Here is a 23,351-nt window from a genome sequence, read left to right as displayed (position 1 = left end):
GGCTCACCTCCAAGTTCTTTCATCAGGCTTTCACCCGCCCAGCATTTCATGCAACGTCGGTTCGTCCGGCAGCGTGAATCCGAGCACCTGTTGTGCGATCCGTTCCGCCTCGGCCCGGCCAACCGGCGGCGTGCCGCCGGCGTCAACCGCATGGCCGGTCGTCCAGCGGGTGGACCGCTGACCGGATGCTCCCGACTCCACTGCGATCAGGCCCTCGACCGTGCCGTCAGGCGATGTCATTGCGAAGTAGGCAAAGGTGTATCCAGGTTTTTCCTCGTCCTCCTGAGAATCGGGATTCGGGTGGAAGGGCGGCGAGGTAGACGGCTGGTTCTCAAAGGCAGGCCCAGATACAGGCGCAGATGCAGAAACAGGTGTGAGTGCAAAAACAGGTGTAGGCGCAGATGCAGGTGTAGGCGCAGATGCAGGTGTTGGCCCAGGCACGCGGTCTAGGTAGATGTATTCCGGCGCCACAACGTCGAGAAAGGTACCGATCGGGATCGGGGTCGGGTGGCGGTAGTGCCACGGATTGTGCAAATGCACATATCCGCCTTCAACCTTGATTACCTCGTACGCATGCTCGAGGACAAGATCATGCGGCAGCTTCTGCGTCAGGTGCTCCGGGTAGTCGTTCTCGCTCATAGTTCCCACCACCACCGGACTACCGGCCGCGAGTAGCGTCGCCAGCCACGCCTCGACAGCCTGCTCCTGCCCCGGAGTGCTGTCGAACAGCCCCACCCGAGCGGGTTCTCTGGTCAACTGGGTAAGTAGCTCAGCCACGAACGGTGCATCCAAGCCGGTGTCGAGCCGGGCATAGCCGAGCGGGGCGGCGATGTCCGGGTCCTTGACCTTTTGCTGGTCTGCCCAAAGCAGCTGCCAGTCATCGAGTTGTTCGTCGGTCCAGGTCCGATCAGCGGCCGCCAGGGCTTTCTCCAGGATTGCCGCCCAGGACACGCCGACCGCGTTCTGCTGCATGTAGGCAGCCCGACCGGGTGCGCTGGAGGTTACTGGCACCTCGGGATAGACCGTGAACCGTAGGCGACGGCCGGTGGGCATGGTGTGCTCCCCCGGTGGCGTGCTCTCATGCAGGGTCACGTCGACGCTACCATCGGGGTTGGCCTGGAAAAGCCCGACAATCTTGGCCGGCATGTGCGAGGCCACCGCACCTATGGTCGCTACCACGGCGCAGTTGTTGAGCCGCCCCTGCCGGACCTGCTCTCGACTTGGGGTGCCGTTCCACAGTGCAAATGGTTGACTGGTATTGGAGTCGACCGGTTGGCCGTAGCGCAGCTCGGGCTCGTCGGACTTGCGCAGTGGCAGCGACAGACGGTGCGCAACCGTGCTGATTTCATCCTCGCCTATTTTCGTCGCGCTGCCCTCCTGGTAATGGACCCCACTCGGCGGAAAGAAGGTGCGCAACGCCACGGTCAATGCGTCCGGCACCAGCACCAGCACTCGGGAGTTGCCCACGTAATGGAAACTGTGGGTGGACAGGATGGCCAGCCCTTTCGGGTACCCGGCGTACCAGGTTCGTAGGGTCGCGCGAGATCGCGTCCGGTCCTCTTCAAGCAGCGACCGCCGCCCTTCCTCGGTACTCAGATCGAACGCCGGCTCGCTGCCGCTCACCCTGATCTCCGGCGGGCCTACCGGGACGTACGGCCGCAGGTCGAAGCGACCAGCCAGGTCAACGTACACCCCTTCCTCGGCGACCTTGTCGGCCAACTGCGGGGACACAGCCCGGATCTCGGCCAACAAGTTGGCCGGAAGCTGAACGATCTGACCCGCGTACGTGGGCAGCCTCGGCAAGCTGGCCTGGGTGTCCTCAGCAGACATCGCCAACTCGTGCAGCCGAGTCTGCAAATCGGCCTCGGACACCACCTTGCCAGAATCGGTTAATCGACTCTGATAGTCGCGTATCCGATAGTACTGCAATTCGGTGAGCTTCGATACATTGTTGACCACTTCCTCAACATGTGATGTTGATATCGGCGAAACGGTCAGCTGGTGCAGGTGTGCCGCCACATCGAGCGGGAGTAAATTCCAACGGGCAACCGCATCATGCTCTGTGGACACGAGCCCCAGTTCCGCGGTCAGGGCCGCAATTTCGGCCCGGATGCTTCGTCGCCCGTCGGCGTCAGCGGTGTTGTACTCCTCGGCGAGCTGGCGAATCTCTGCCATCCGACCGTGGTCATGGGCACTGAGCCCAGCCGGATCGATCGGCCCGGCGACGTTGCCAGGATCGAGTGGAGCATTGGACAGCCCTTTAGCCTGCAGGTCTGCCAATTCCGCCGCTTCGTGGGCCAAGGCTCGGGCAACCGAGTTGTCGGAGGCCCGCTCCGAAAGCATTAAGGTGAGCGTCCCATCGGCGTTGCGCACGGTCTGCGCCGGATGCCCGCCATCCACCGTCCCCGCAGCGAGCCGAACCCGAATCGGAGGCCCGTCAGCAGGCCGGATTTCATACTGCCCCAAACCAACCTCGACGATCTGGGAGACGCCAGCCGCCCGGGCCACCGTCGGGAACACCTCCCGGGCCAGGTTCCATATTGCCGCCGGATCTGCGGTGGGACGACCGAGCCCGTGGAACGTCGAGCCGGGCACCGAGGCGGCGGTGATCCGCCCACCCGTCGCGGGACCGTCCTCATCCGGGTTCTGGCCCTCTGAAACCGGATTCGCCTGCTCCGAAGATTCCCCTGACGGATCATGCGGGTCACCTTGGTGTTTCTTCGCCGATTCGAGTTGGGCCAGCATCTGCCTTTTGAGTTGGGCCAGCATCTCGTTCAGATGATAGTCGGACACGATGATATAGGCCTCACCGGCGATGGCCGGCAGCTCTTCTTTGGCTCTCACCACTTTGCTTCGGCCTTGCCTTACGATCTCTTCGATAGTCACCTGATAATCGAGTGTGACCGCAACGACGTTCCCTATGACCTTTAAGTTGTTGGTGTACTCGAAACGGGTACCAGTGCTCGACACCCTACCTTGCTTGGTATCGTTGCCGCGAGTAAAACCTAAATGAATTCCGCCAGATTTCTCATTCTCATTCTTATAGCCAAAGGTTTTACTGGTCGGGAGGAGAAGGTTACGCACAATTTCCGTGGTAATGGCACGCTGGAATCGATTGGCCTCACCAAGCTCAAAATTCGAGCGGCGCGGCTCCGCAGTTCCTTTCGCCCCAGTATCGGCATCGGCATCAATAACGGGATAGGGGGAGTTGATGGTGATCTTTTCCACAACCCGCAGACTTCGCGGCACGGCTTTGACAATCACCCGGAAGGCACGATTCGGCTCTCCCGGCACCACCAGCGGAACCATCTCGTGCCCAGCCGGCTGGACCATCTCTGCCAGTGTCGCGCTGGCCGCGATGTCGGAAAGCATCTGGGTCAGGTCGGGATCCCGAGCAGCCATCCCAGCCTCACCAAGTTTGCCCTTGTGGACAAACCATTCTCGAAGAAGAGCATGCAATCCATCAAAATCTACTGAGCTGAGCTTGTGGAATCTCGGTAGTCGAAAGTCACCCTTAAACACCTCCTGCTGATTCGCGTCAACGGGGACCAGCTTTGGTCGGCCTAACTTCGCGTCCTTAGCAGGGTCGAAAGGACGAGCCGGTAGAGCCATCCCCGCCGGCACCAACTGCACAGATTGCACAGACAGAAAAGTCGAAATCGGCAAACCGCGCCGCGGGAGCCAGTCCGTTGGGCGCACAACTAGAGCTAGCTTTGCCCAACGGGGGCGAGACCGGGTTACCGTGATGACGAATCCAAGGTCACGGCTAAACATATCGACGCCACCATCGAAGAATCCGGTGCGTTGAATATGGGTAAACTCTTTACTAATGGTCTCTTTTCCGGACCAGCCGCGACCAACGCTGCCACCGAAATCCGGGCTGTGAGCGAACCCGCCGACCGGATCGCCGGCGATGGACGATGGAGCGTTGGGATTACGGCCCGTGCTATTGCTTCTCGCAATCTTCAGATAGCTGTAGATTTGGTCGATCACACCTGTAGTGTCACTGTGCCCGACCAATCGTCCGGGGCCAAAAAAATCGGCATGTATCCGAATCTTGATGGTCTCAGTAAACAGCTTAGACAGCGGAACATATAAGGTTATCTCAAAACCCTTGCGGGAGAGCATTTCGCCGATGTGACCTGGCCAACGTTTGCCAGACAAGATGCCAGACAAGCCCTGATACAGGCCCCGAAGCCGGTCAGTAGCGTACGGTGCTTCCTCGTTCAGGCGGTTCATTACCTGGTCGAACATCTCCACCGGCCGACCATGGGTATCAGTCAGTTTAATGTTTTCAAGACCGCTCTCGCCTATCACGTTGATCAGATGCTCGGGCAGCATCAAATCGTACGGTGGAGGCATCTGCCGCACCTGTTCAGCAAGGTAGTAACCCCGGGGAATTAGTTCGCCGTATTCTGGCGGAACCACTATCTCGGGTTGCAACTTCCACAACCGGTCCGCGAGTTTCCCCACGATCTCATTGCCGATCTGGATTCGGCTATCGAGTACGCCCTGCCCTTCATTTTTCTTCTCCAGTTCATTAAAATCCTTGCGGTATTGGCTCATCACGCCCGCGATGACGGCCGGATCGAGCTCGAGGTCACCATTGGCATACCGCGTGAGCGCGTCTACGACGACATCCAGCGACAGGGACAACTCCCCGGATGCGTAGAACTGCAGTGCGATCCGCTCTGGCAGCGCGTATACCACGTTGCGCGTTATTTCAGCAATCTTGGTCCGCGACCCGACCCGGTACTGCTCCGTACCGGTAACCTTGAACTTGACCAGCATCTGGAAGACGTACGCTATGCCACCATCTATGATCAGTCGTTCCCGCGCGTTGGTTTGTGAGACGCTGAGCGAGCTTGCCTTCGACTCGGAAGTGGAGTAGGCAAACCCAGCATTGCCCAAGGGATCGTCGTCTCTATTGGTTGGGTCCTCGCCCAGTCCTCGCGGGCCGCCTTTGAGTGACCCACCCCCACCCCTGCTGCTGTCTACACCAACCGTGTGCCCCTGGGTGGCCATCGTCATAAGAATGGCGCCGACGATCAACCCCGATGCGGCGACAATCTGGGACGCGCCCGGCGTACCGTGGATCGACAACGTCGACTCCAGCGGTAGTAGCCCAGTCGGATCCACCGCGAATTCCGTTCGATAGTCCGCAAACAACCACTCTGGATGGGCGAGCAGGCTGTCCAGGCTGACAAAGCTTCGCAAATGCCCGTGTCCCGCGGATCCAGGCAAGCTGCCCTTTGGCAACACTTCCTGCACGGGCTCCCAAAACCGCCCATCCATGAACAACGGGATCGCGGCACGTAGGACGTCTAATGAGGTGGTTGACGTCGTCGCATCAGGTGCCAAAGCGTACGCCTGATCGGGATAGCCGTCCGCTGGCAGCAGACCCTCCGGCAGTAGCACCCGCGCCTTGCCCGCCCCCCCGACCAGAAATTCTTCCTTGCCATCCTCGTGAAGTTGGTAGACCTCGATTGTGTGCGGCACTTGGAAAATCGCCGACGGGCCTGTGCCCTCGAACAGGATGACGTCGTTAAGCATATTGCTAACCGACTGGCTCGCGCTGTGACCCTCTATAGAGCTATAGTTGACCGCGCCCTGGGTCAACGATGTTGTGCCGCTTTCCTGCTCGATGCCAACATTCGCCTCCCTGCCTTTCAGTCGACTTCGCGACTCACTTCGTGTACGCCCCAACCAGTCCGATCCGATGTACAGACCAACCACGGTGTCCGCCTCGGTCAGCCCGGAGTACTTAAACTGGTCCTGGTCCTGGCCCTGGTCGACGTTCTGGTCCTGGCCCTGGTCGACGTTCTGGTCCTGGTCCTGGTCCTGGTCCTGGTCCTGGCCGAAGTCCTGGATCAGCTGAACCCGTAACGTAAGATGCTCTATTCCCGATTTAAGCCGATAGCGGGTCAGCGTAATCGTGAACCCGTCTTGGGACGCCTGGTTGTACCGGGTCTCCAGCTCGGCGTTGGTCAGCTCCGATATCAGGCGCAGATTATCCGCTTCGTACTTTGCCGAAAGCGGATTTCGGGAGAATCTCGGGACTCCGCTCTTATCCAGTTTCGGCAGCCACCCATCTTCCATTTTGGCCTGAAGCTTCGCCCGAATGCCATTCGGACCGTCCACGCCGGTAACTTCTTGCACCAAAGCCGGCCCCACCCCCGGTGCTCCGCTTGCCCCCAGCCAATTCGGCAATTTTCCCTTGCGTCCCGGTGGAGGGGAATCGGTGACCGGGTCATCCCGAAGCACCACCTTACCGTCCCTGTTACCCACCACGGCCGCCGCGTCGACCGGAAACCCGAACCGGAAGGCGTCCGACTCGGTAGTGCGAAACAACGCACTACTTGCGGCACTCAAAGTCACCGGTTTGGCGTCGCGATCTAACCGCTGGACAGTTGCTGTTACCCTCATGCCCCTTAGCTCGTAGGCCTGGTTATGACCAGACTTGCGATTGACCATAACTCTAATCGCGGTACGCCCGGAATCTACCGTGAAAGAACTACTTCCGCCACGCTGACGCTTGCCAATGTAACCAAATGACAAAATATTGGTTAGACCACCGAGCACCTGCCCCCAGTACGAGCCGGCCATCGTCACCGATCCAAAGGATTGCTCGAAGGCGATCCGGAGGCGCTCAAGAAAGTCTTGTGAGCCTGCAGTACCTATCGGCTTAGCATCCCATTGCCCCGCCGCTGGGTCGGCACCTTCTTTGATCCCCAACTCGACCCCGAGCTGCACGTACGCTACCGGAATGCCGTCGATGGTGATCATCCTCGACAGACCCCGATTGACCGCCACATCAAGCTGGCCAGGAAGATCATGGGTAACCATGTCGCGCACCTGCTGCCGAGCCACATCCTCGCCGGCCAGGTCAAGCTTCTGCGCTATCTGATCACTAAGACCTTCCAACCCGGTCATCCCGGTTGTGACCCCCTCCGGGAACGGCACGGGATCGGCATTTACTGTCGGGCTGCGCCACACCAATTGTGTAGGACCCGGCTCGGTATATACATGTCCAACCCGCAACCACACACTGTGTCTAGTGTTGTCGAGCCTCTGGTCACCGTCGAGGCCCTGTTCATCTGTGCGGCCCTGACCGACTGCCTGTATTGGCGACCACTTTGCACCGCTCTGGTCGTGGCTCGCCTCCCGCATGGCCCGGGTGCGAACTGCCACCTGCAAGACGCCAGGTAGTTCGTATTGGGTCGAATCGCCACGGATGTCGCTGACCCCACCCAACAACGAGTAGCCACTTCCACCGCCCTGCACCGAACTGTTCCGATTCAATCCGCCAACAAGTTCAAGCTTGAAATGCTTTAACACAAACCGCAAAACGTTAGCAGCGGCGTTATCCTCCGGAGCAAGCTGCAACAGCGAGGCGATTATTCCGGTGATCGGAAGGCTCGCGGACACTCCATTTACTGTGCTGACGACGGCGTTCTGCCCTACGTTGCCCTGCGGCATCTGCCCATCTATCATTTCCGACGATTCCGCCCACGAGTTCAACACCTCGACCGGAATGCCTGGCAGGAAACGAACCCAGATCTCGTCGGCCATATCATCCCCGACGATCACGGCCCCGTCCGGGCCCGATACCTCACTCCATCGCGACAGCAGCTCCATCTCCAACGCGTCCGGCTGCATCTTGCCGTCGCTGCCATACTGCTTTAGCCTCTCGTTTATATCGGCAGCCAATACATCAAGGAACGGTAAATCCCCAGTCGGCTTTCCCATATGGAATACCCGCGCCAGCGGCTGCGTCGCGACAAGCGCGCGTCGATATTCCTTGAGATGAGATTCCGCAGCCACCGTCGCGTACGCCAACTGCCTCCTGAGGCGCTTCACCGAGCGGACAGGGCTGGCATCTCCGATTTCCCGAACCTCGGTGACCAGGGCGGCAATTTTGCCATACTCCTTACCTGCCGCCTTGGCCCGATCTGAGGCTCGCTGGTACGCATTAGCAAAGCGCTCGTGTCGAGCGGCGTCCTCTCGGTGCTGATCAACCTCCTTTCGCGTGCTATTACGTCGCTGGGCAGCATGCTGGTCCTCTCGATCCAGGGCTTTCAGCTTTTTCTTTGCCTCCGCCGCTGCTTTCCGGGCCTCCTTCGCTTGCTTCAACCGGCTCGCCACACCTTGCTGGAGCATCGCGCTGTCCTCGTTGAGCGCCAACTCTAACTGTGTAGCTGAATCCACCAGCTCCGCGAAAAACGCGTCGATGTCGATTTCGGCATCTTCCTCCCGCAAGGATTGGAGCCTCGAGGAGATCCACTCTAGGATCGCCGTAATCTTTCCTTCGTACTCGTTGAGCCGCATTGGCCTGGGCACATCGGATGCAGTGTCCGCGGAGGTAACCGCTTCGCCCTGGTTATCCATGCCGGACTGATGCGCTGCGGAATCGCCGCGCTGATCGTGCGACTCGGTACCGGGCTCCTCGCTAGCAGGGTTGGCAGGTACAGACGGATCCTCTGACGGCACACCCTGCTGGCCAGGGGCTATGCCCAGCGGTTCCTCGCTCTGGCTACCTCCCCGCACCTCAGGTGACTCTGCGGCAGCGTCCTCGCCCTGCGAGTCGTGGCGCGGGTTCGAATCCGTGGCCGCAGGATCCACCGTCGGTTCTGCTGCTGTCTCTGTTTCAGTTGTCGGCGTCGATGAGGGGCGCGGGGCAGTCCGTGTGGTTGAGGTACGTTCGGCAGGCGGCCCGGTATGAGTGAGAGCAGGCTGAACACCGGTGGGGCCAGGCTGGGCAGGGTCAGATTGCGACGAGGTCGAATCTTTCGGCCCTGTTTCGGCTGGCTGAGCAGGGTCCTCCTCGGTCGATACCGGCTCGCCTGCTTGGTCCTGGTACTCGGCCGGCTCGGCTTGGTTGCCTTCCGAATCCGGTGTTTTGTGCTCCGCTGGGTTCTCAGCTGGGGGAACCGAATCTGCTGGAGGATGCGAATCAGCGGGCGGTACCGAATCCGTTGGAGGGACTAAGTCCGCCGATTTTTTAGGTTCCGCAGGAACCTCGTCGCGGCCGACGTCCGACGCCGTATCGGCGTGGCTCGGCGCATCATCGGTGTGCTCCTGATCTGGCGAGCCGGATTGCATCGAGCTCCCGCCAGCGTGCTGAGACGGGCCTCCGCCAGTACGGGACGATCCAGTGCCGCCTGCTGCAGCACCGGATGACGAAGGCGTCCCGCTTTCTGACATCTCGCCCGATGGCTCGCCCGACATCGCAGGCACGCGAGGCGGCGGGCCGTTAGGCGGCGGCTCGTCGTTTGTCGTGGCTTCAGCTTTCGGGGGCGCAAGACTCGGGTCGAGCTTGTGTAGGGCATCCGTCCAGGTCGGGGCTGGGTTACCAGTGCGACTCTCGTACGCTTGAGTACCGGCGAGTTGTGAGGTCGTGCGCAAACCCGCCAATGTCCCGGCGACTACCGCGTTACCGAGGTAGTCTTGCCAGCTCGGCATTTCCCATTTCTTGTACACCAACCCGTGCCCGATCACGCTGGCCATCGGCGAGGTCAAACCGTTGATGACAACCGAGTTGGCATTTTTGCTCACGTACGGAGCGAGTTTCTCCGAAATGTTGTTGGCAACTGCATCATTCAACTTCTTGGTGAGCTTCTCCCCTACGGACTTGTTAATAACGGTGCCCATGAATCCCCCGGCGGCACCGCTCACGCCAGCGGCAAGGACTTGCTTGAAGTCGACCCCGCCGTATCCTCGAAACATGCTCCAGGTCTGGGAGCCCAGGTCGATCAGGCTCTCCTCTGCAAACTCCTGCACCATTTCGCCGACGAGTACCAAACCGAGTCTCTTGAGCCCGCCTGTCCCAATCGCCCGCAGACCTATTCTGGCGACATACTCGGCCGTTTTTTTCAGGATCGACCTGGCCAAACCGGCCGCGATTAGCGCCCCGACCCCAGCCGGTCCGCCAGCCAATAGAGAAAGCAAGAACAGCGCCAAACAGATGAGCAGCTCTATCCAGATCCCCGTTTTGGCTTCGCTGATATCCTCGGCGTAGTCGCGGCAGTCAGCCGCCAACTTCTCCAGACCGCTGATGGCCAGAGTCAGGTCCTTGTTGTTCAAGGAATCGATGGTGTAGTAGGCGTGGAACCCGGCCGAGTCCCGCCAGGTCTCGTCAGCCATTCCCCTTGCGGCGGCACCGGAATCCTCTTTGGCTTTCGTTAGGGCCGCCGCAAGAGCGCTGTAAGCATCCGCTAGGCCACGGACCTCCGATTCACTGTCCGGCGGCCAAAGATACTCGTAAGCCGCGATGCCTGAATTCTTGACCGCTTCCCACAGGTCACCTACGGGCTCTGGAACATCACCCATGTCACGGCTTTAGTTACCCGGGAAGCCTTGAGCGGCTTCGGCGTCCGCGCTTTCGTACATCTGCACCGCCTCATGGCCACCAGTCGCCACCTGCTGGTAGGCGTCGGCAACCTGAACCAGGAACATGCGCATCTCCTCGGCAGGGGGCTCGTAGTTCTCCATGAACTTTTCGCCCATCGGCCCCCTGCCGATCGTCGTATTATCGATAACCGCATAAGCGGCGCGCCGGGCGGCTTCGAACTCCGCACCGGCATTGTCCACTTTATTCAAATAAGCCCTGGTCCCGGCAGGGTACATGTCGGCAACCCCGTCGCCGTTAACATCAATCGACCTATTCACAGTCGAGTTATTCGCACTCGCCTTGTTCACTGCCGCTCCCCACCCGCGACCTGACGGTCGAGCTCATTCAGAACCGGGTCGAACCGCAGATCGGCCGTTTCGGCCGTGGCACCGTCGGGCAGGAACTTCGCCACGATGACGACACCCTCCTCCTTCGAGATTGCGACGGCCTGGCGAATGGTGTCGGTGATAGCCTGCGCCAACGCGGTCGAATCGGGAGCGCGGTAGATACGCGGGTCCAGCCACAACTCGATCAGCTCTCCCGCACCACCAACCGTCGCACTGATCAGCCCGTCGCCGGAATCGGCGGTCGCCCGGATCTCGGTCATCCGCTTCTGTATCGACCGGACGTCCTCGGCCATCTGCTTGTACTCTTCGTACATCTCCAGGTGAAGGGACGTTTCCACGGTTTGCCTCCCGAGATCGCTTCCGGCCAGTGTCACGCCGAGCACGACACGGTAGGAGCAGCTGACCTGTTGCGGCCACGAAGGGACGCTGCAGGGCACGACACCGCGACGATCCAAGGGTGAGAACACGTCTTGTGCCCGCGGCCGCCACCGCTCTGGCTGCGACCGCGCTTCATGTCATTGGCGGCGCGACTACGGCGAGCGCGGTGCCGCCCGCTGGTGCCTGCCACAATCCAGAGCCGGCACGCGACCCGGTACGGGCGCAGCCCTGGGCCCAGCAGGTCCTCGACCCGCAACGGGCTTGGCCGTACAGCCGGGGCGCTGGCGTACTCGTCGCGGTCGTCGACTCTGGCGTCGACGCCGACCATCCGCAGCTACGCGGGTCCGGAAAGGTGCATCGGGGCCGCGACTTCTACCTGACAGGGGCCCTACCGGGAGCATTCGACTGTGTATCTCACGGCACCGGGACGGCCGGCATCATCGCCGCTGACCCGGTGCCTGGCATTGGCTTCCACGGCATAGCCCCGGACGCCGAGATCCTCCCGGTGCGAATCAGTGACAGGGATATCGGCGGGCAGGGCGAATCGCTGCTGATCGACCCGCAGGTGGTAGCCAACGGCATCCGCTACGCCGCCGACCGAGGGGCAAAGGTGATCAACCTGTCGCTGGCCGGGCACAACGACTTCCCCACCATCCGGGCCGCAGTGGCATACGCGGTGGCCAAGGACTCCCTGGTCGTGGCCGCAGCAGGCAACTCGCAACGGGACACAACCATCGAACTACCGGCCTACCCCGCCGCCTACGACGGCGTACTCGGTGTGGGCGCGGTGGACATCGACGGGGCCCGGCTGTCCGGCTCGCAGATCGGCCCACATGTGGATCTTGTCGCGCCTGGTGCTAAGGTGCTGGCCCCAACCAGGGTAGGCGGCCACACCTATGTCGACGGCACCAGCTTCGCCACGCCGTTCGTGGCCGGAACTGCAGCGCTGGTCCGCGCCGCCTGGCCCAAGCTCACCGCCGCCGAGGTTGCCCAGCGGCTGGTGGCCACGGCCAGCCCAGCTCGCGGTGGTCGAGACAGCAACGCCTACGGTGCCGGTCTGGTCAACCCCTATCGGGCCGTGACCGACGGGCTCGACCTGGACAAGCCGGCGGCGTTACCCGCGCACGTCCCGCAGCCGCCAGACCAAGCGCATCTCGACCGAGCCACGTGGGAGCACGACACGGCGGTCACGGCGAAGTGGCTGGCCACCGCCGTGGCCGGGGGAATCGTGCTGGCCGGACTGGTGGCGGCGATCCTGCCACGCGGGCGGCGGCGCCGGTGGCAAGTCGGCTGGGCGACTACCGTGGCAGCCCAGCCGGCCGTCATCGAGCCGCCGGAGCAGATGTTCCTCATCTCCGAACCAGAGCGTAAGCGGTGAGCCATCCGACATCGGAGATTGTTCACGGATGATAAGGACGAACTGACCATTGGCTGGAGGCATCACACAGGCGGATGCCCCGGAAGCCTGACGACCCTCCGGGGCATCCGCCTCGTCTCCCCGCCGGTCAAAAACGACCGATTATGTTCTTAGCGGCTCGGCTCACAACGCCCATCAGGATATCGTCGGCGTTGAGGAGGCCATGCCCCGACGCCGCCGTTAAGTCATGGACCTCATTGGCTCCTTTTTGGAAACGGCGCGCTTCCTGCTGGGTGGCCTGGCCGGCCTCGTCCTGGAAATCGTTCTCGTAAGTGTAATCCACGTGACGGATCTGCTCGTCGGTGAGCTGACGCTGGTGCTCCGCAGACTTTACCCGACCTTTCCCCTCGGTCTGATTAACGCCACTGTAGGCGATGAGTGGTTTTTCAGAATACGAACCTGTCATCGTTTCTCTCCAAGTCAGACGATGATCTGATCTGCGATTTTGTAGTCGACCTTACTAAGGTAGGCCAGGTTATCTGACTTTCGCGCCGCCTGAACGTCGCCCTCCTCGTATTCGGAGCGGAGCAGGTGCAATCCGTCTGCAAGCTCCTGTAAGGGCGATACTACCTGGCCTTTAGCGCTGCTGAACCGTTGCTCCTCGCCACACATGAACTGGTCGAGCCATCCGCCGGAACTCCCAGCCATACTGTTTCGGACCGAATTTGCCAGGCCTTGGGAGATGGATTCCACATCACTGCTGGTTCCGGAAAATTTATTCGCCGTATGCATCACGGCGGCGAGATCGGCGTACATTTTATCCACCGGATCATTCCTCCAAATCGGCCTCTGCTCGGTGGGACCGAGCTTCCTGATGGTCGGTCCAGGCTAGGCCGTAAAGAACCGCCGCCAGTGGCTCGCGGCACTTTCCTGCCATCGACCCCTACCACCGCCCCTGCTCGCGGACGATCCCTGATGTGGCAACAGTCGTGGTGAAGAGACCGAGCCGCCGGCCGGCTCCGGAAATGCCAGCCGGCGAGCTGATCCTCCAGGCTCCGCCGGAGATCCCGCCGCCACCTGCCCGCCAGTGGACTCAGCTACTCACCGTGCTGCCGATGGTGGCCATGACGGCGTCGATGATGCTGATGTTCTCTGGCTCGATGGGCGGGTCCATCCGCTTTGTCATCTACGGGCTAATGGGCGTCAGCATGCTTGGCATGGTCGTCATGAGCCTCCTCCAGGGCGGCGGCCCGAGCAGGCGAGAGATGGGCCAAGCGCGACGCCAGTACCTCCGCCAGTTGGCCCAGCACCGGCTGCGGCTGCGGCGCTCGGTACGCAGGCAGCGCGACGCAATGGAGTACCTGCACCCGGACCCGGCGGCGCTGTGGTCGCTGGCGGCAAGCTACCGGCTGTGGGAACGGCGCAAGGACGCCCCGGACTTCGGTGTCGCCCGGATCGGCCGTGGTGCGCAGAGCCCGGCCACCACGCTGGTCGCCCCCGACACCAAGCCGCTGGAGGAGCTCGAACCGCTGTCTGCACTCGCGCTACGCCGGTTTATCACTACCTACACCACCATCGACGGTTTACCCATCGCGGTCGCGGTAAACGGGTTCAGCCGAATCTACCTACGTGGCCATCGGGACACCGCACTCGGCATGCTGCGCGCAATGCTGGCACAGCTGGCCACTCTGCAGGCACCGGACGACCTGCGGATCGCCGTGTGTGTCGACAACGAGCGCCGTGCTGATTGGGAGTGGGTGAAATGGTTGCCGCACGCGTTGCACCCGGAACGGACCGACGCGCTTGGCCCGCTGCGCCTGGTGGCACCGACAATTCCAGCGCTGGAGTCGATGCTCGAGGAAGAGCTGGTCAAGCGGCCACGTTTCGACCCGGAGATGGCTACCCGACTCGCCGGGCCGCACCTGGTGGTGGTGTTCGACGGCGGTTCAGTCGCTGGTTCCGACCACCTGATGACTGGCGGTGGTGTCGAAGGGGTGACGCTCGTGGACCTGACCACGATGCCGCCGAGGACACTGGACCGGACCACGGTGGTACTGAATCTGGGCCCCGATGGCAGCCTGGCCAGCGAGACGATCGACGGCAACGCCCGCCTCGGTCAGGCAGACACCCTCGGTCCGGTCGCTGCCGAAGGGCTTGCCCGCCAGCTGGCACCGCTGCGGCTGACCGCCGGTCTTCATGGCGATGCGCCGATGACCACCGAGCTGGGCCTTGCCGAGCTGCTGGAGCTGGGCGACCCGTACGATTTCGACCCGGCCGAGACGTGGGTGCCGCGGCCGAACCGCGACCGGCTGCGGGTCAAGTTCGGTATCCAGGCTGACGGCAACCCGATCGAGATCGATCTCAAGGAATCGGCCCAGGACGGCATGGGCCCGCATGGTCTGCTGATCGGGGCGACCGGCTCGGGCAAGTCGGAGCTGTTGCGTACCCTGGTGCTGGCGCTGGCCGTCACCCACCCACCGAACTCGCTGAACTTCGCACTGGTCGACTTCAAGGGCGGGGCCACGTTCACCCGGCTGGACGCGTTGCCGCATACCAGCGCGGTGATCACCAACCTGGCCGACGAGCTGCACCTGGTCGACCGGATGACCGACGCGATCAACGGGGAGCTGATCCGCCGCCAGGAGCTGCTGCGGGCGGCCGGAAACTTCTCGTCCCTGCGTGACTACGAGAGGGCGCGCATTGCGGGTGCCCCACTGCCCGAGGTGCCGACGCTGCTGGTGATCTGCGACGAATTCTCCGAGCTGCTCTCCGCCAAGCCCGACTTCATCGACATGTTCGTCCAGATAGGACGGGTTGGTCGGTCGCTCGGCGTGCACCTGCTGCTCGCCTCGCAGCGGCTCGACGAGGGCAGGTTGCGTGGCCTGGAAACACACCTTTCCTACCGGATCGGCCTACGTACCTTCTCCGAGATGGAGAGCCGGGCAGTGCTCGGCATGACCGACGCCTTCCAGTTGCCAAGGGCTCCGGGCCACGGGTTCCTCAAGGTCGGCACCGATCTGATGAGCCGGTTTCGCGCGGCCTATGTGTCCGGGGTATACCAGCGCGCCGCACGCGGCGGGGTGGTTACCTCCGCCGGCGAACAGTTGGTGCTACAGGAGTACACGACCGCCTACCTCGCCCCTGACCTCGACATCGACGAGGACGACAAGAGTACGCCCGAGCCCGACGAAGACACCGCCACCGGCGAGACCCTGTTGGACGTCCTGGTCGACCGACTGCAAAACCGGGGCACGCCGGCACACCAGGTGTGGTTGCCACCGCTGTCCGACTCGCCGACCCTGGACCGGCTGCTGCCCGCCCTGACCACCCACCCCCAGCGTGGCTTGACCGTCGACGCACCCGCCCTGGCCGGTTCGCTGCGACCGGTGCTCGGCATCGTGGACCGGCCGTTCGAGCAGCGGCGCGACCCGCTGGCGCTGGACCTGTCCGGCGCGGCCGGGCACGTGCTGGTGATCGGAGCCCCACAGACCGGCAAGAGCACGACACTGCGCACGCTGATCGCCAGCCTCGCGCTCACCCACACGCCGCGGGAGGTGCAGTTCTACTGCCTGGACTTCGGCGGCGGCACACTCGCCTCGATCTCCGGTCTGCCCCACGTCGCCGGCGTCTCTGGCCGGTTGGACACCGGAGCCGTACGGCGCACCGTCGCTGAGGTGGCCACGCTGCTGGCACAACGGGAGCGACTATTCGCCGAGCATCAGATCGACGGTATAGCCACCTACCGCAAGCGACGCGCCGAGGGCCGGTTCGCCGACCAGCCACACGGCGACGTATTCCTGGTGATCGACGGATGGCTGACCCTGCGCAACGACTTCGTCGAGTTGGAGGAGATGGTCGGTGACATCGCCGCCCGCGGACTGTCCTACGGCATGCACGTGGTAGCCGGTTGCGCCCGCTCCTTCGACCTACGGATGAACGTCAGAGACCTTTTTGCCAGCAGACTGGAGCTGAAGATCGGCGATCCGATCGACTCCATCGTCGACCGGCGGGCCGCGATGAGTGTGCCTCCCGACTCCCCTGGCCGGGGCATCTCGATGAGCGGGCATCAGATGCTGGTGGCGTTGCCCCGGATCGACGGGGTCACAGAAACCGAGAATCTGGCCGCTGGCATCGGCTCACTGGTCGAGGCGGTCCGGACCGCTTGGCCGAGCGAGCCCGCGCCGTCGATTCGGCTGCTGCCGGGGGTGCTCCCGTTCGACAAGCTGCCCGCCGCCGACGAGCCCACCGGGGCCGAGCCTGGGCTCGCCGTCGGCATCCATGAGCGGGACCTGTCCCCGATGCGGCTTAATTTCGCTGCCGACCCGCACTTCTTCCTGCTGGCCGACACCCAGTGCGGCAAGACGTCGTTCCTGCGACTGCTGGCCAGACGGATCCAGGATGCGTACCAGCCCAGCGAAGCCCGGATCATCCTGGTCGACCACCGCAGAAGCCTGCTCGGGGAAGTCGACGACGAATACCTGCTCGGCTACGGCACCAACGACGAGCACAGCGGCGGCATGCTCGCGGAGACGGCCGAGGCGCTGGCCAAGCGGCTGCCTGGCCCGGACGTGACGCCCGAGCAGTTGCGGGCGAGGAGTTGGTGGCGCGGGCCGGAGATCTTCGTGCTGGTGGACGACTACGACATGGTGGCCACACACAAGGCGCACCCGCTGATGTCATTGCTGCACCTGGTCGCGCAGGGCGGTGACATCGGCCTGCACCTGGTGTTGGCCCGGCGCACCGGCGGTGCCGGCCGGGGGCTCTTCGAGCCGTTCCTCAACCGGGTACGGGAGGTCGGCACGCCCGGCCTGATGATGTCCGGTGACCGAGACGAGGGCCCGCTGCTCGGCGGTATGCGCGCCCAGGTGCTGCCACCCGGGCGCGGTTGGTTGGTGGACCGGCGCGGCCAGAAGGGCCTGGTCCAGATCGCCTGGCTCCCGCCTCGCGAGTAAACCCCCCGGTGGCCGGTTGCTGTCGCGACCGGCACCGTACGCGACGAACCTGCTTGGCTTTGAAAAAACAGACTCACAGTATTGGGGAGCAAGATGGCCGATTTTGCGGGAGCCATACCAGAGGATATGCATCGGTACGGTACGACCTTCTCCTCGCCGGAGTTCATTTTCAGGACGTCCACTAACCGGCCCAAGTCAGCCTGCGTAGGCGGGATGACGGAGGAGTGCGACAAGTTGACCGAAGCCAACAAGAAAGCCATCGAATCGATCGAGACCACGATCACCCATATCATGCAAGGCTTCGCGGCATACAAGTCGATGATCCTTTCTTGCGCAGCCTGCTACATCGATGGCAATAACATGAGCGAGATCGAGTTTGAGAGAATTATAACTCACCAAGAACAAAACCTGCCCGACAAGGCTCAGGTCTTCCTGGATCCCATTCCAGAAGACAAGGCTTGAGGCCGCAACATGTACGCCTTTCAATACAGCCTGTCTGAACTTTCTGATTTTTCCAAACATGAATTTGAGCAACACGTCGAAAAGAGCATACTCGAGGCTGAAACGTGGGCCGACATGATCAGCCACTTGGAAAATGCGGCCAAGGGCCTCGAAGATGTGATCAAGTTTCTGAAAAGATGCTGGTGGGATCTGGCTTTCGATGAATTTAAACGGCGCATTGACAGCGATATAGGCCAGATCCGCAAAATGATCGATGAGATCAACGGCGCCAATCTGGTTGCGAAGTTCGAAAGCCTCCCCGGCGAAATCGAAAAAGCCCACACGACGGCCGGGAATCTCTACATTGACTACGCAGATAGGATATTTCAAGCTCAAACATTAGGGCGACAAGTTTCAATAAGCGAGTTACGTCAAATGGAGCTCGACGCCGGGATGGCGCTTGACAAGTTGGCTAACAAATACTTGGAGACCAAGGACGCTGTGCTAAGTGTGTCCGAGGCACTGAAGTGGGTCGGACCGCGTGCGGACTTGGCGGGGATCGGCCCGGGTGGTCCAGGGGGCATGGGAGGTTCGGGCTCTGCGGGCTTGGGCGGTGGGTTAGGCTCCCTCGGCCCTGGATCAGTGCCCAATCTGGACACGACACTGAAACCATCGCCCACTGATACCCCTGCCAACCCAACGGATCCTAAGGAATTGCTCGAAGGGGTGCCGGAGGCGCTGAACGCGCTGAGCCAGGCGATGCAGTCGCTCGGCGCCGCCGGGGGCATGTCCAACCCGGTGACCCTGCCGGTGGGCGAGTTCGACCCGTCGGACCTGGGCTCGATGTCACCCGACGAATACGCGGACTACCTGGAACGGATGGGCTCCCCGAGCCTGGCCGGCGGCGGTGTCGATATCGGCGGCGGTGGGGCCGCTGGCATGACAGCTGTCTCGCCAGTGGCGAACCCGGTGCCGCTCGGCGGCTCGACCAACGCAGTGCTGCCATCCGGCGCACTGTCGTCCGCAACGGGTCTGACGGCCGGGACCGGCGGATACGGGGGGATGCCGTCGATGTATCCACCGCAGACCCAAGGATCGAACCCGGGCAGCGGGGTCAGGCCGGCAGCCACCGCGCCAGTGGCACCGGGCAGTCCGCGGAAGCGAAAGACCAGCGACACCCCGGGGGTTTCCCTGGTTGGCCGGGCCCGGCGGGTAGGCCCGACCAAGGACAGCCTGGCACCACCGCCGTCGTTGGCACCGCAGCAACAGCGGAGCACCGAGCAAGACAACGGCCAACTTCTCGACGAGGAGCTGTGGCAGGTAAACCAGCAAGCCCGTAAACCGAGAACGAACCGACCTTGAGGAGAGCCACATGACCGCCTCATACATCAATGGCGACACCGAGGCGATGAACGCATACTCCGGTAGGTTCTACGCTCCACCGATGCCACCGTCGCTGGCACGCCTGGGCACACCGCCGAACCTGCTCGGGATATTCGAGGGCATCGCCATGTCCGTGTTGGACAAGGTGGCCACCGCCGAGTTGGCCACCGTCCTGGGGAAGATCACCGAGGACCTGGTTACCGACTCGGGTGACGTCAGGGCCGCCGCTGGGATCTACACCGCTGCTGATGTCGCCAGCGCCCTTGAACTCGCCGCCGCCGGTGTCAGGGTCCTGAAGCAAGGAGTCGATCTTGCCAAGCAGCTGAGCGCCTCCCAGTCCTCCGGGGAGCCCGACACCGACAAACCCGCCGATGAGTCTGCGGGCGACGACCCGCAGCTAACTGTCTGAGGTGCCACCATGGCCATTCCTTACAACTTGCTGCCCATCGAAGTCCACTGGGAGTTGATCAAAGCCGAAGGCAACAACGTCCCGGTCCTCATCGACGCGGCGAGGATGTGGACCGAGGTACGCGAATGGATCGAGACCGCCCGGACAGAGTTGCACACGCGTGTGGGCGAGCTGACTCCCTACTGGACCGACGACGCTGGCCGGGAACACGAGGAAAAGGCGCAACGAATCCTCGCCGAGCTGAAGATGTGGGCCGATCGGCTCGATGCGGCCCAGGTGCCCGAGACACTCATCACGCTGGCGAACGCAATTCCGCCGGTAGTCCAAGAGGTAACTGCTCTTCACGCGGCCTACCAGAGCGCCCTCTCAAACCCGGTGACCGCGTTGTTGGTGGCACCCGGACTTCAGCAGTTGTCGGGGGCGAGGATGACCGCGCTGGGGTCGCAGTTCGACATGGCGATGCTCAAGGTGGCCGCGGGTGCCGGTATCCAGTCGCCCGCCGACCTGCTGGGAGAAATCCCGGCGGAGGGCAACTCGCCGGCCGATTTCATCGAGGCGGCCACCGCCGGTGTCACCGTGATATCGGAGTTGCAGAACCTCGCCTCGTCGATCAGCAGCGGGTCAGCAGGCGTACCTGATTTGTCCGGTGTGGATGGCTTGGATGGCTCGGATGGGCCCTCGCTGGCCGGTTTGGTTCCCAGCCCCACGACCTTCGATCCGGCGTCCGCCGCATCGTTCGGTGGGGGTCTGTCGGTGGGCAGCCCTCCGGTAGTGGGCGGGTCGGGTTGGGCGGGCGTGGTCGGCGGGGCGGGAGTGACACCGCTGGCGAAGCCGGTTGCCGGCAGACGCGCGCCGACGCTGGCGTCCGAGGTGCGGCCGGGTGTGGTCACCCCTGACGTGGCGAAACCGGCCGTCGGTGCGATACCGCCGACGATGCCGTCGATGGCCGGTCAACAGCCCGCCACCACCGGCACCCTACGACCGGGGTCAGGCGAGCAGTCCAGCGGGCGCTCCGGCAGCGGGTACCGGCCCGCACCAGGCCCCCATGGCGTACCGGTGACGTTGCAGGGCCGGGCAGGCAAAGATGACCCCACCGCCTTCAGCCAGGTGCGCGGCCAGCGTCCTCGGGAAACCGGGTACGGCTCCGTGCAACTGCTCGACGATTGAACTCCCGCGTCGTGGCCGGCGGCAGTGGGACCGTGCTTTCCCCAAGCCGCCGCCCCAATCGCCACCACGATATCCGCCACAATCGTTGGCGACCTCTGGACAGGGCGATGGCCGGAACAGGCCGTACTGCCCTTCTCAAGCCGGTTGCCCGTAACGTATGGCCCATGCCGACGCGTGTTCGTCCGCCGTGGACATATCTGGCCGCAGCGGCGGTGGCGATCACGCTGGCCGTCGTCGTGTTCAACCAGATGAGCGAGCCGGATCTCATCCCGGTCAGTCCGCCGACAGGCAACGTGACCATCGCGGGCCGGCTCACGGTCGAGCCTGCGGCGCCCGCCGTGGGCAGCACGGTCACGGTACGCGCCGTCATCAGCGCGGACCGGGTGGTCACCCTGCCCAAGCTGACCGTCAAGGTACGCGACGAGGCAGGTACCTTTCACGACTTCCCCGAGCAGGAGAACATCGCACTCAGCACGCTGTCGCAGGAGGTCGTGCTCCAACGCGAACTCGCCGCGCCCGGTGTCTATACCTACTACCTGGCCTATCAGCTCGACGGCGACTGGGTCGACCTGCCGCCGTGGCAGCAGTTCACGGTGCGCTGACCGGAAGGGTCAACTCGAAGATCGCGCCGCCCTCGTCGGCGTTGTAGACCGACAGCGTGCCACCGTGGGCCTGGGCCACCCAGCGCACGATCGACAGTCCCAGCCCGGACGACCCGCCGGTGCTGGAGAACCGGTCGAACGCCTCGTCCGCGAGCGCGGTGTCGATGCCCGGCCCGTGGTCGGCCACCGTGACCGTGCCGCCGGCGACCGTGATGTGCACGATCGCCTCGGCATCCGGCTGACGCCCGTAGCGTACGGCGTTCTCCAGCAGGTTTCCGATGGCCCGCTGGAGCAGGGTCGGGTCGGCGTTCACCTTGGTCGGCGCGGCGGTGACGGTGATCTTCGCACCGTCGGTCGGGGTCTCCTCGACCACGCCTACCACCATCTGGTCGAGCCACACGGGTTGGATGGCCAACTGCTCGACCCCGGCCGCGAGCCGGGCGCGCACGAGCAGGCCGTCGATGATCCCGCCCATGCGGACGGCCAGCCGCACCGTACGCGGCAACAGGTCGCCCCGCTGGGTCGGATCGTCCAGCGCGGTCTCGGCCAGCGCGCGCAGCGCCGCCACCGGCGTACGCAGATCGTGCGCGGTCTCGGCGAGCAGCACCTCCTGCTGTTGCAGGGCCGCGGCGGCAGGTCGGATTGCTCGGCCCGACAGTAGGTGCCCCACCAGTCCGAGTCCACCGATCAGCACCACGCAGCCGCCGATCACCAGCAACACTAGAGCGTTGTGCTGCTGTTGTTCCGGGCGCATGTCGGCGACGGCGACGATCGCCCCGATGGGCCTACGATCCCGGTTGAGCAGCGGTTCCACCCGTACCCGGACGAGCTCGCCGCCGGTGCCCCGCTGGTAGCCGGTGGCAACCGTGCCGGACCGTACGGCGCTGCTGGCCAGGCCGCTGAGCACCGCATTGTCCACGCGTACGCACTCGCGCCGGGACAGGTACGCCTGGAACGCGGGCGCACCGCCGGGCATGATCGCGAACTGCGGGCATGCCTCGTTCAGTTCGTCGACGTTGACCAGGCTGAAGTCGATGGTCTCGTCGAAGATGATCGTCCGGCTCACTGATGAGGTCACCCGGTGCAGTGCGGCGTCGGTGCGCGCGACGGACTGTCGGGTGTCGTCTTTGATCATCCACGTGGCGAATGCCACGAGCCCGAGCATGTTCGTCGCGGTGAACACCGCGGTCAGTACCCAACGCAGCCGGCGTAGCCGGTCGGCGGACGACCCGGTCACTCGTGCCCCAGCCGGTAGCCTCGGCCTCGCACGGTGTGGATCAGTTCTGGCTCGCGCAGTTTGCGCCGCAGCCGTTTGACCACCGCGTCGACCACGTTCGACATGGGATCAGTCCCCGAGTCCCAGCAGTGCTCGATCAGCTCGGCTCGATCCACCGCCTGTTCGGCCCGGGCGATGAGGTACTCCAATACCGCGAACTCCTTGCTGGAGAGGGTGAGCAGGATGCCGTCCCGGCGTACTTCGCGACGGGCGCAGTCCACTTCCAGGTCGGCGTGGCGCAATACCGAGGGCCGCCCGGTGCCTGATCGGCGGCAGAGGTTGGCCACCCGCGCGGTCAGTTCCGCCACGGAGAAGGGCTTGACCAGGTAGTCGTCGCCACCGTGCTCGAACCCGGCCACCCGGTCGGCGAGGGCGTCACGTGCGGTGAGGAACAGCACCGGCACACCCCATCCCTGCTGACGTCGTGTGTAGACGTAGCCGATCGCGTCGCCGTCGGGAAGCATGCGGTCGAAGACCACGCAGTCGTAACGACTGTCAGACACTGCTCGGTCCGCTGCCGCGATGTCTCGGGCCGAGTCCACCCGCAGGCCCTCGGCCTGCAGTTTCGCGACCACCGCCACCCGCAGGTTTTCGTCGTCCTCGACCACCAGCACTCGTGTCATCGAAACCTCATATGTGGCACCGGAAA

14 protein-coding genes are annotated in these 23,351 nt (G+C 63.4%); 7 read left to right on the top strand and 7 right to left on the bottom strand.

Translation table 11 applies throughout. The features are described from left to right. Positions 1-30 precede the first annotated feature (30 nt). From ACWDV4_RS06580 to ACWDV4_RS06570, 3 genes are read right to left on the bottom strand one after another with little or no spacing between them, the layout of a single operon-like run. On the bottom strand, positions 31-10,329 hold the full coding sequence (locus tag ACWDV4_RS06580; protein WP_449975406.1) for a WXG100-like domain-containing protein: 10,299 nt from the start codon (positions 10,327-10,329) through the stop codon (positions 31-33). A gap of 9 nt (positions 10,330-10,338) precedes the next feature. Continuing rightward, positions 10,339-10,698, bottom strand: a complete 360-nt coding sequence (locus ACWDV4_RS06575) for a hypothetical protein (RefSeq protein ID WP_449975405.1) — start codon at positions 10,696-10,698, stop codon at positions 10,339-10,341. Further along, positions 10,695-11,075 (bottom strand): YbaB/EbfC family nucleoid-associated protein, encoded by a 381-nt coding sequence (locus tag ACWDV4_RS06570; protein ID WP_449975404.1) that lies wholly within the window; start codon positions 11,073-11,075, stop codon positions 10,695-10,697. Before ACWDV4_RS06570 ends, ACWDV4_RS06575 begins: the two co-directional genes overlap by 4 nt. Positions 11,076-11,194: 119 nt before the next feature. On the opposite strand from ACWDV4_RS06570, the gene mycP reads away from it, so the two are divergent. Beyond that, positions 11,195-12,493 carry a type VII secretion-associated serine protease mycosin gene (gene mycP, locus ACWDV4_RS06565; RefSeq protein ID WP_449975403.1) on the top strand — a complete coding sequence of 433 codons (1,299 nt, stop codon included), beginning with the start codon at positions 11,195-11,197 and terminating at the stop codon, positions 12,491-12,493. Positions 12,494-12,620: 127 nt separating this feature from the next. On the opposite strand, the gene ACWDV4_RS06560 is transcribed toward mycP, so the two are convergent. Both ACWDV4_RS06560 and ACWDV4_RS06555 read right to left on the bottom strand, forming a co-directional pair. Then, a complete protein-coding gene (locus ACWDV4_RS06560) occupies positions 12,621-12,938 on the bottom strand; it encodes a hypothetical protein (protein ID WP_449975402.1) in 318 nt (105 codons plus the stop codon). Positions 12,939-12,952: 14 nt separating this feature from the next. After that, positions 12,953-13,297 (bottom strand): hypothetical protein, encoded by a 345-nt coding sequence (locus tag ACWDV4_RS06555; RefSeq protein ID WP_449975400.1) that lies wholly within the window; start codon positions 13,295-13,297, stop codon positions 12,953-12,955. 152 nt (positions 13,298-13,449) lie between these two features. On the opposite strand from ACWDV4_RS06555, the gene eccCa reads away from it, so the two are divergent. From eccCa to ACWDV4_RS06525, 6 genes are all read left to right on the top strand, one after another. After that, on the top strand, positions 13,450-17,424 hold the full coding sequence (gene eccCa / locus ACWDV4_RS06550; RefSeq protein WP_449975399.1) for a type VII secretion protein EccCa: 3,975 nt from the start codon (positions 13,450-13,452) through the stop codon (positions 17,422-17,424). Between the two features lie 81 nt (positions 17,425-17,505). Next, a complete protein-coding gene (locus ACWDV4_RS06545) occupies positions 17,506-17,886 on the top strand; it encodes a hypothetical protein (protein WP_449975398.1) in 381 nt (126 codons plus the stop codon). A 9-nt stretch (positions 17,887-17,895) separates the two neighbouring features. After that, on the top strand, positions 17,896-19,227 hold the full coding sequence (locus ACWDV4_RS06540; protein WP_449975397.1) for a hypothetical protein: 1,332 nt from the start codon (positions 17,896-17,898) through the stop codon (positions 19,225-19,227). Between the two features lie 10 nt (positions 19,228-19,237). Continuing rightward, complete coding sequence (locus ACWDV4_RS06535; RefSeq protein ID WP_449975395.1) at positions 19,238-19,657, top strand: hypothetical protein; 420 nt, start codon at positions 19,238-19,240, stop codon at positions 19,655-19,657. Between the two features lie 9 nt (positions 19,658-19,666). Next, positions 19,667-20,824: a hypothetical protein gene (locus ACWDV4_RS06530; protein WP_449975394.1), complete on the top strand. Its 1,158-nt coding sequence runs from the start codon at positions 19,667-19,669 to the stop codon at positions 20,822-20,824. Between the two features lie 164 nt (positions 20,825-20,988). Then, a complete protein-coding gene (locus ACWDV4_RS06525; RefSeq protein ID WP_449975393.1) occupies positions 20,989-21,426 on the top strand; it encodes a hypothetical protein in 438 nt (145 codons plus the stop codon). Here ACWDV4_RS06525 and ACWDV4_RS06520 read toward each other — a convergent pair. Together ACWDV4_RS06520 and ACWDV4_RS06515 are read right to left on the bottom strand one after the other, a co-directional pair. Further along, on the bottom strand, positions 21,413-22,663 hold the full coding sequence (locus ACWDV4_RS06520; protein WP_449975392.1) for a sensor histidine kinase: 1,251 nt from the start codon (positions 22,661-22,663) through the stop codon (positions 21,413-21,415). The genes ACWDV4_RS06525 and ACWDV4_RS06520 overlap by 14 nt on opposite strands. Then, positions 22,660-23,325 carry a response regulator transcription factor gene (locus tag ACWDV4_RS06515; protein ID WP_449975391.1) on the bottom strand — a complete coding sequence of 222 codons (666 nt, stop codon included), beginning with the start codon at positions 23,323-23,325 and terminating at the stop codon, positions 22,660-22,662. The genes ACWDV4_RS06520 and ACWDV4_RS06515 overlap by 4 nt, the downstream gene beginning before the upstream one ends. Between the last annotated feature and the right edge of the window lie 26 nt (positions 23,326-23,351).

This window comes from Micromonospora sp. NPDC003197, assembly GCF_053590565.1.
Note: the sequence above shows the minus strand (reverse complement) of the source record. Positions and strands in the feature narration are given on the sequence as shown.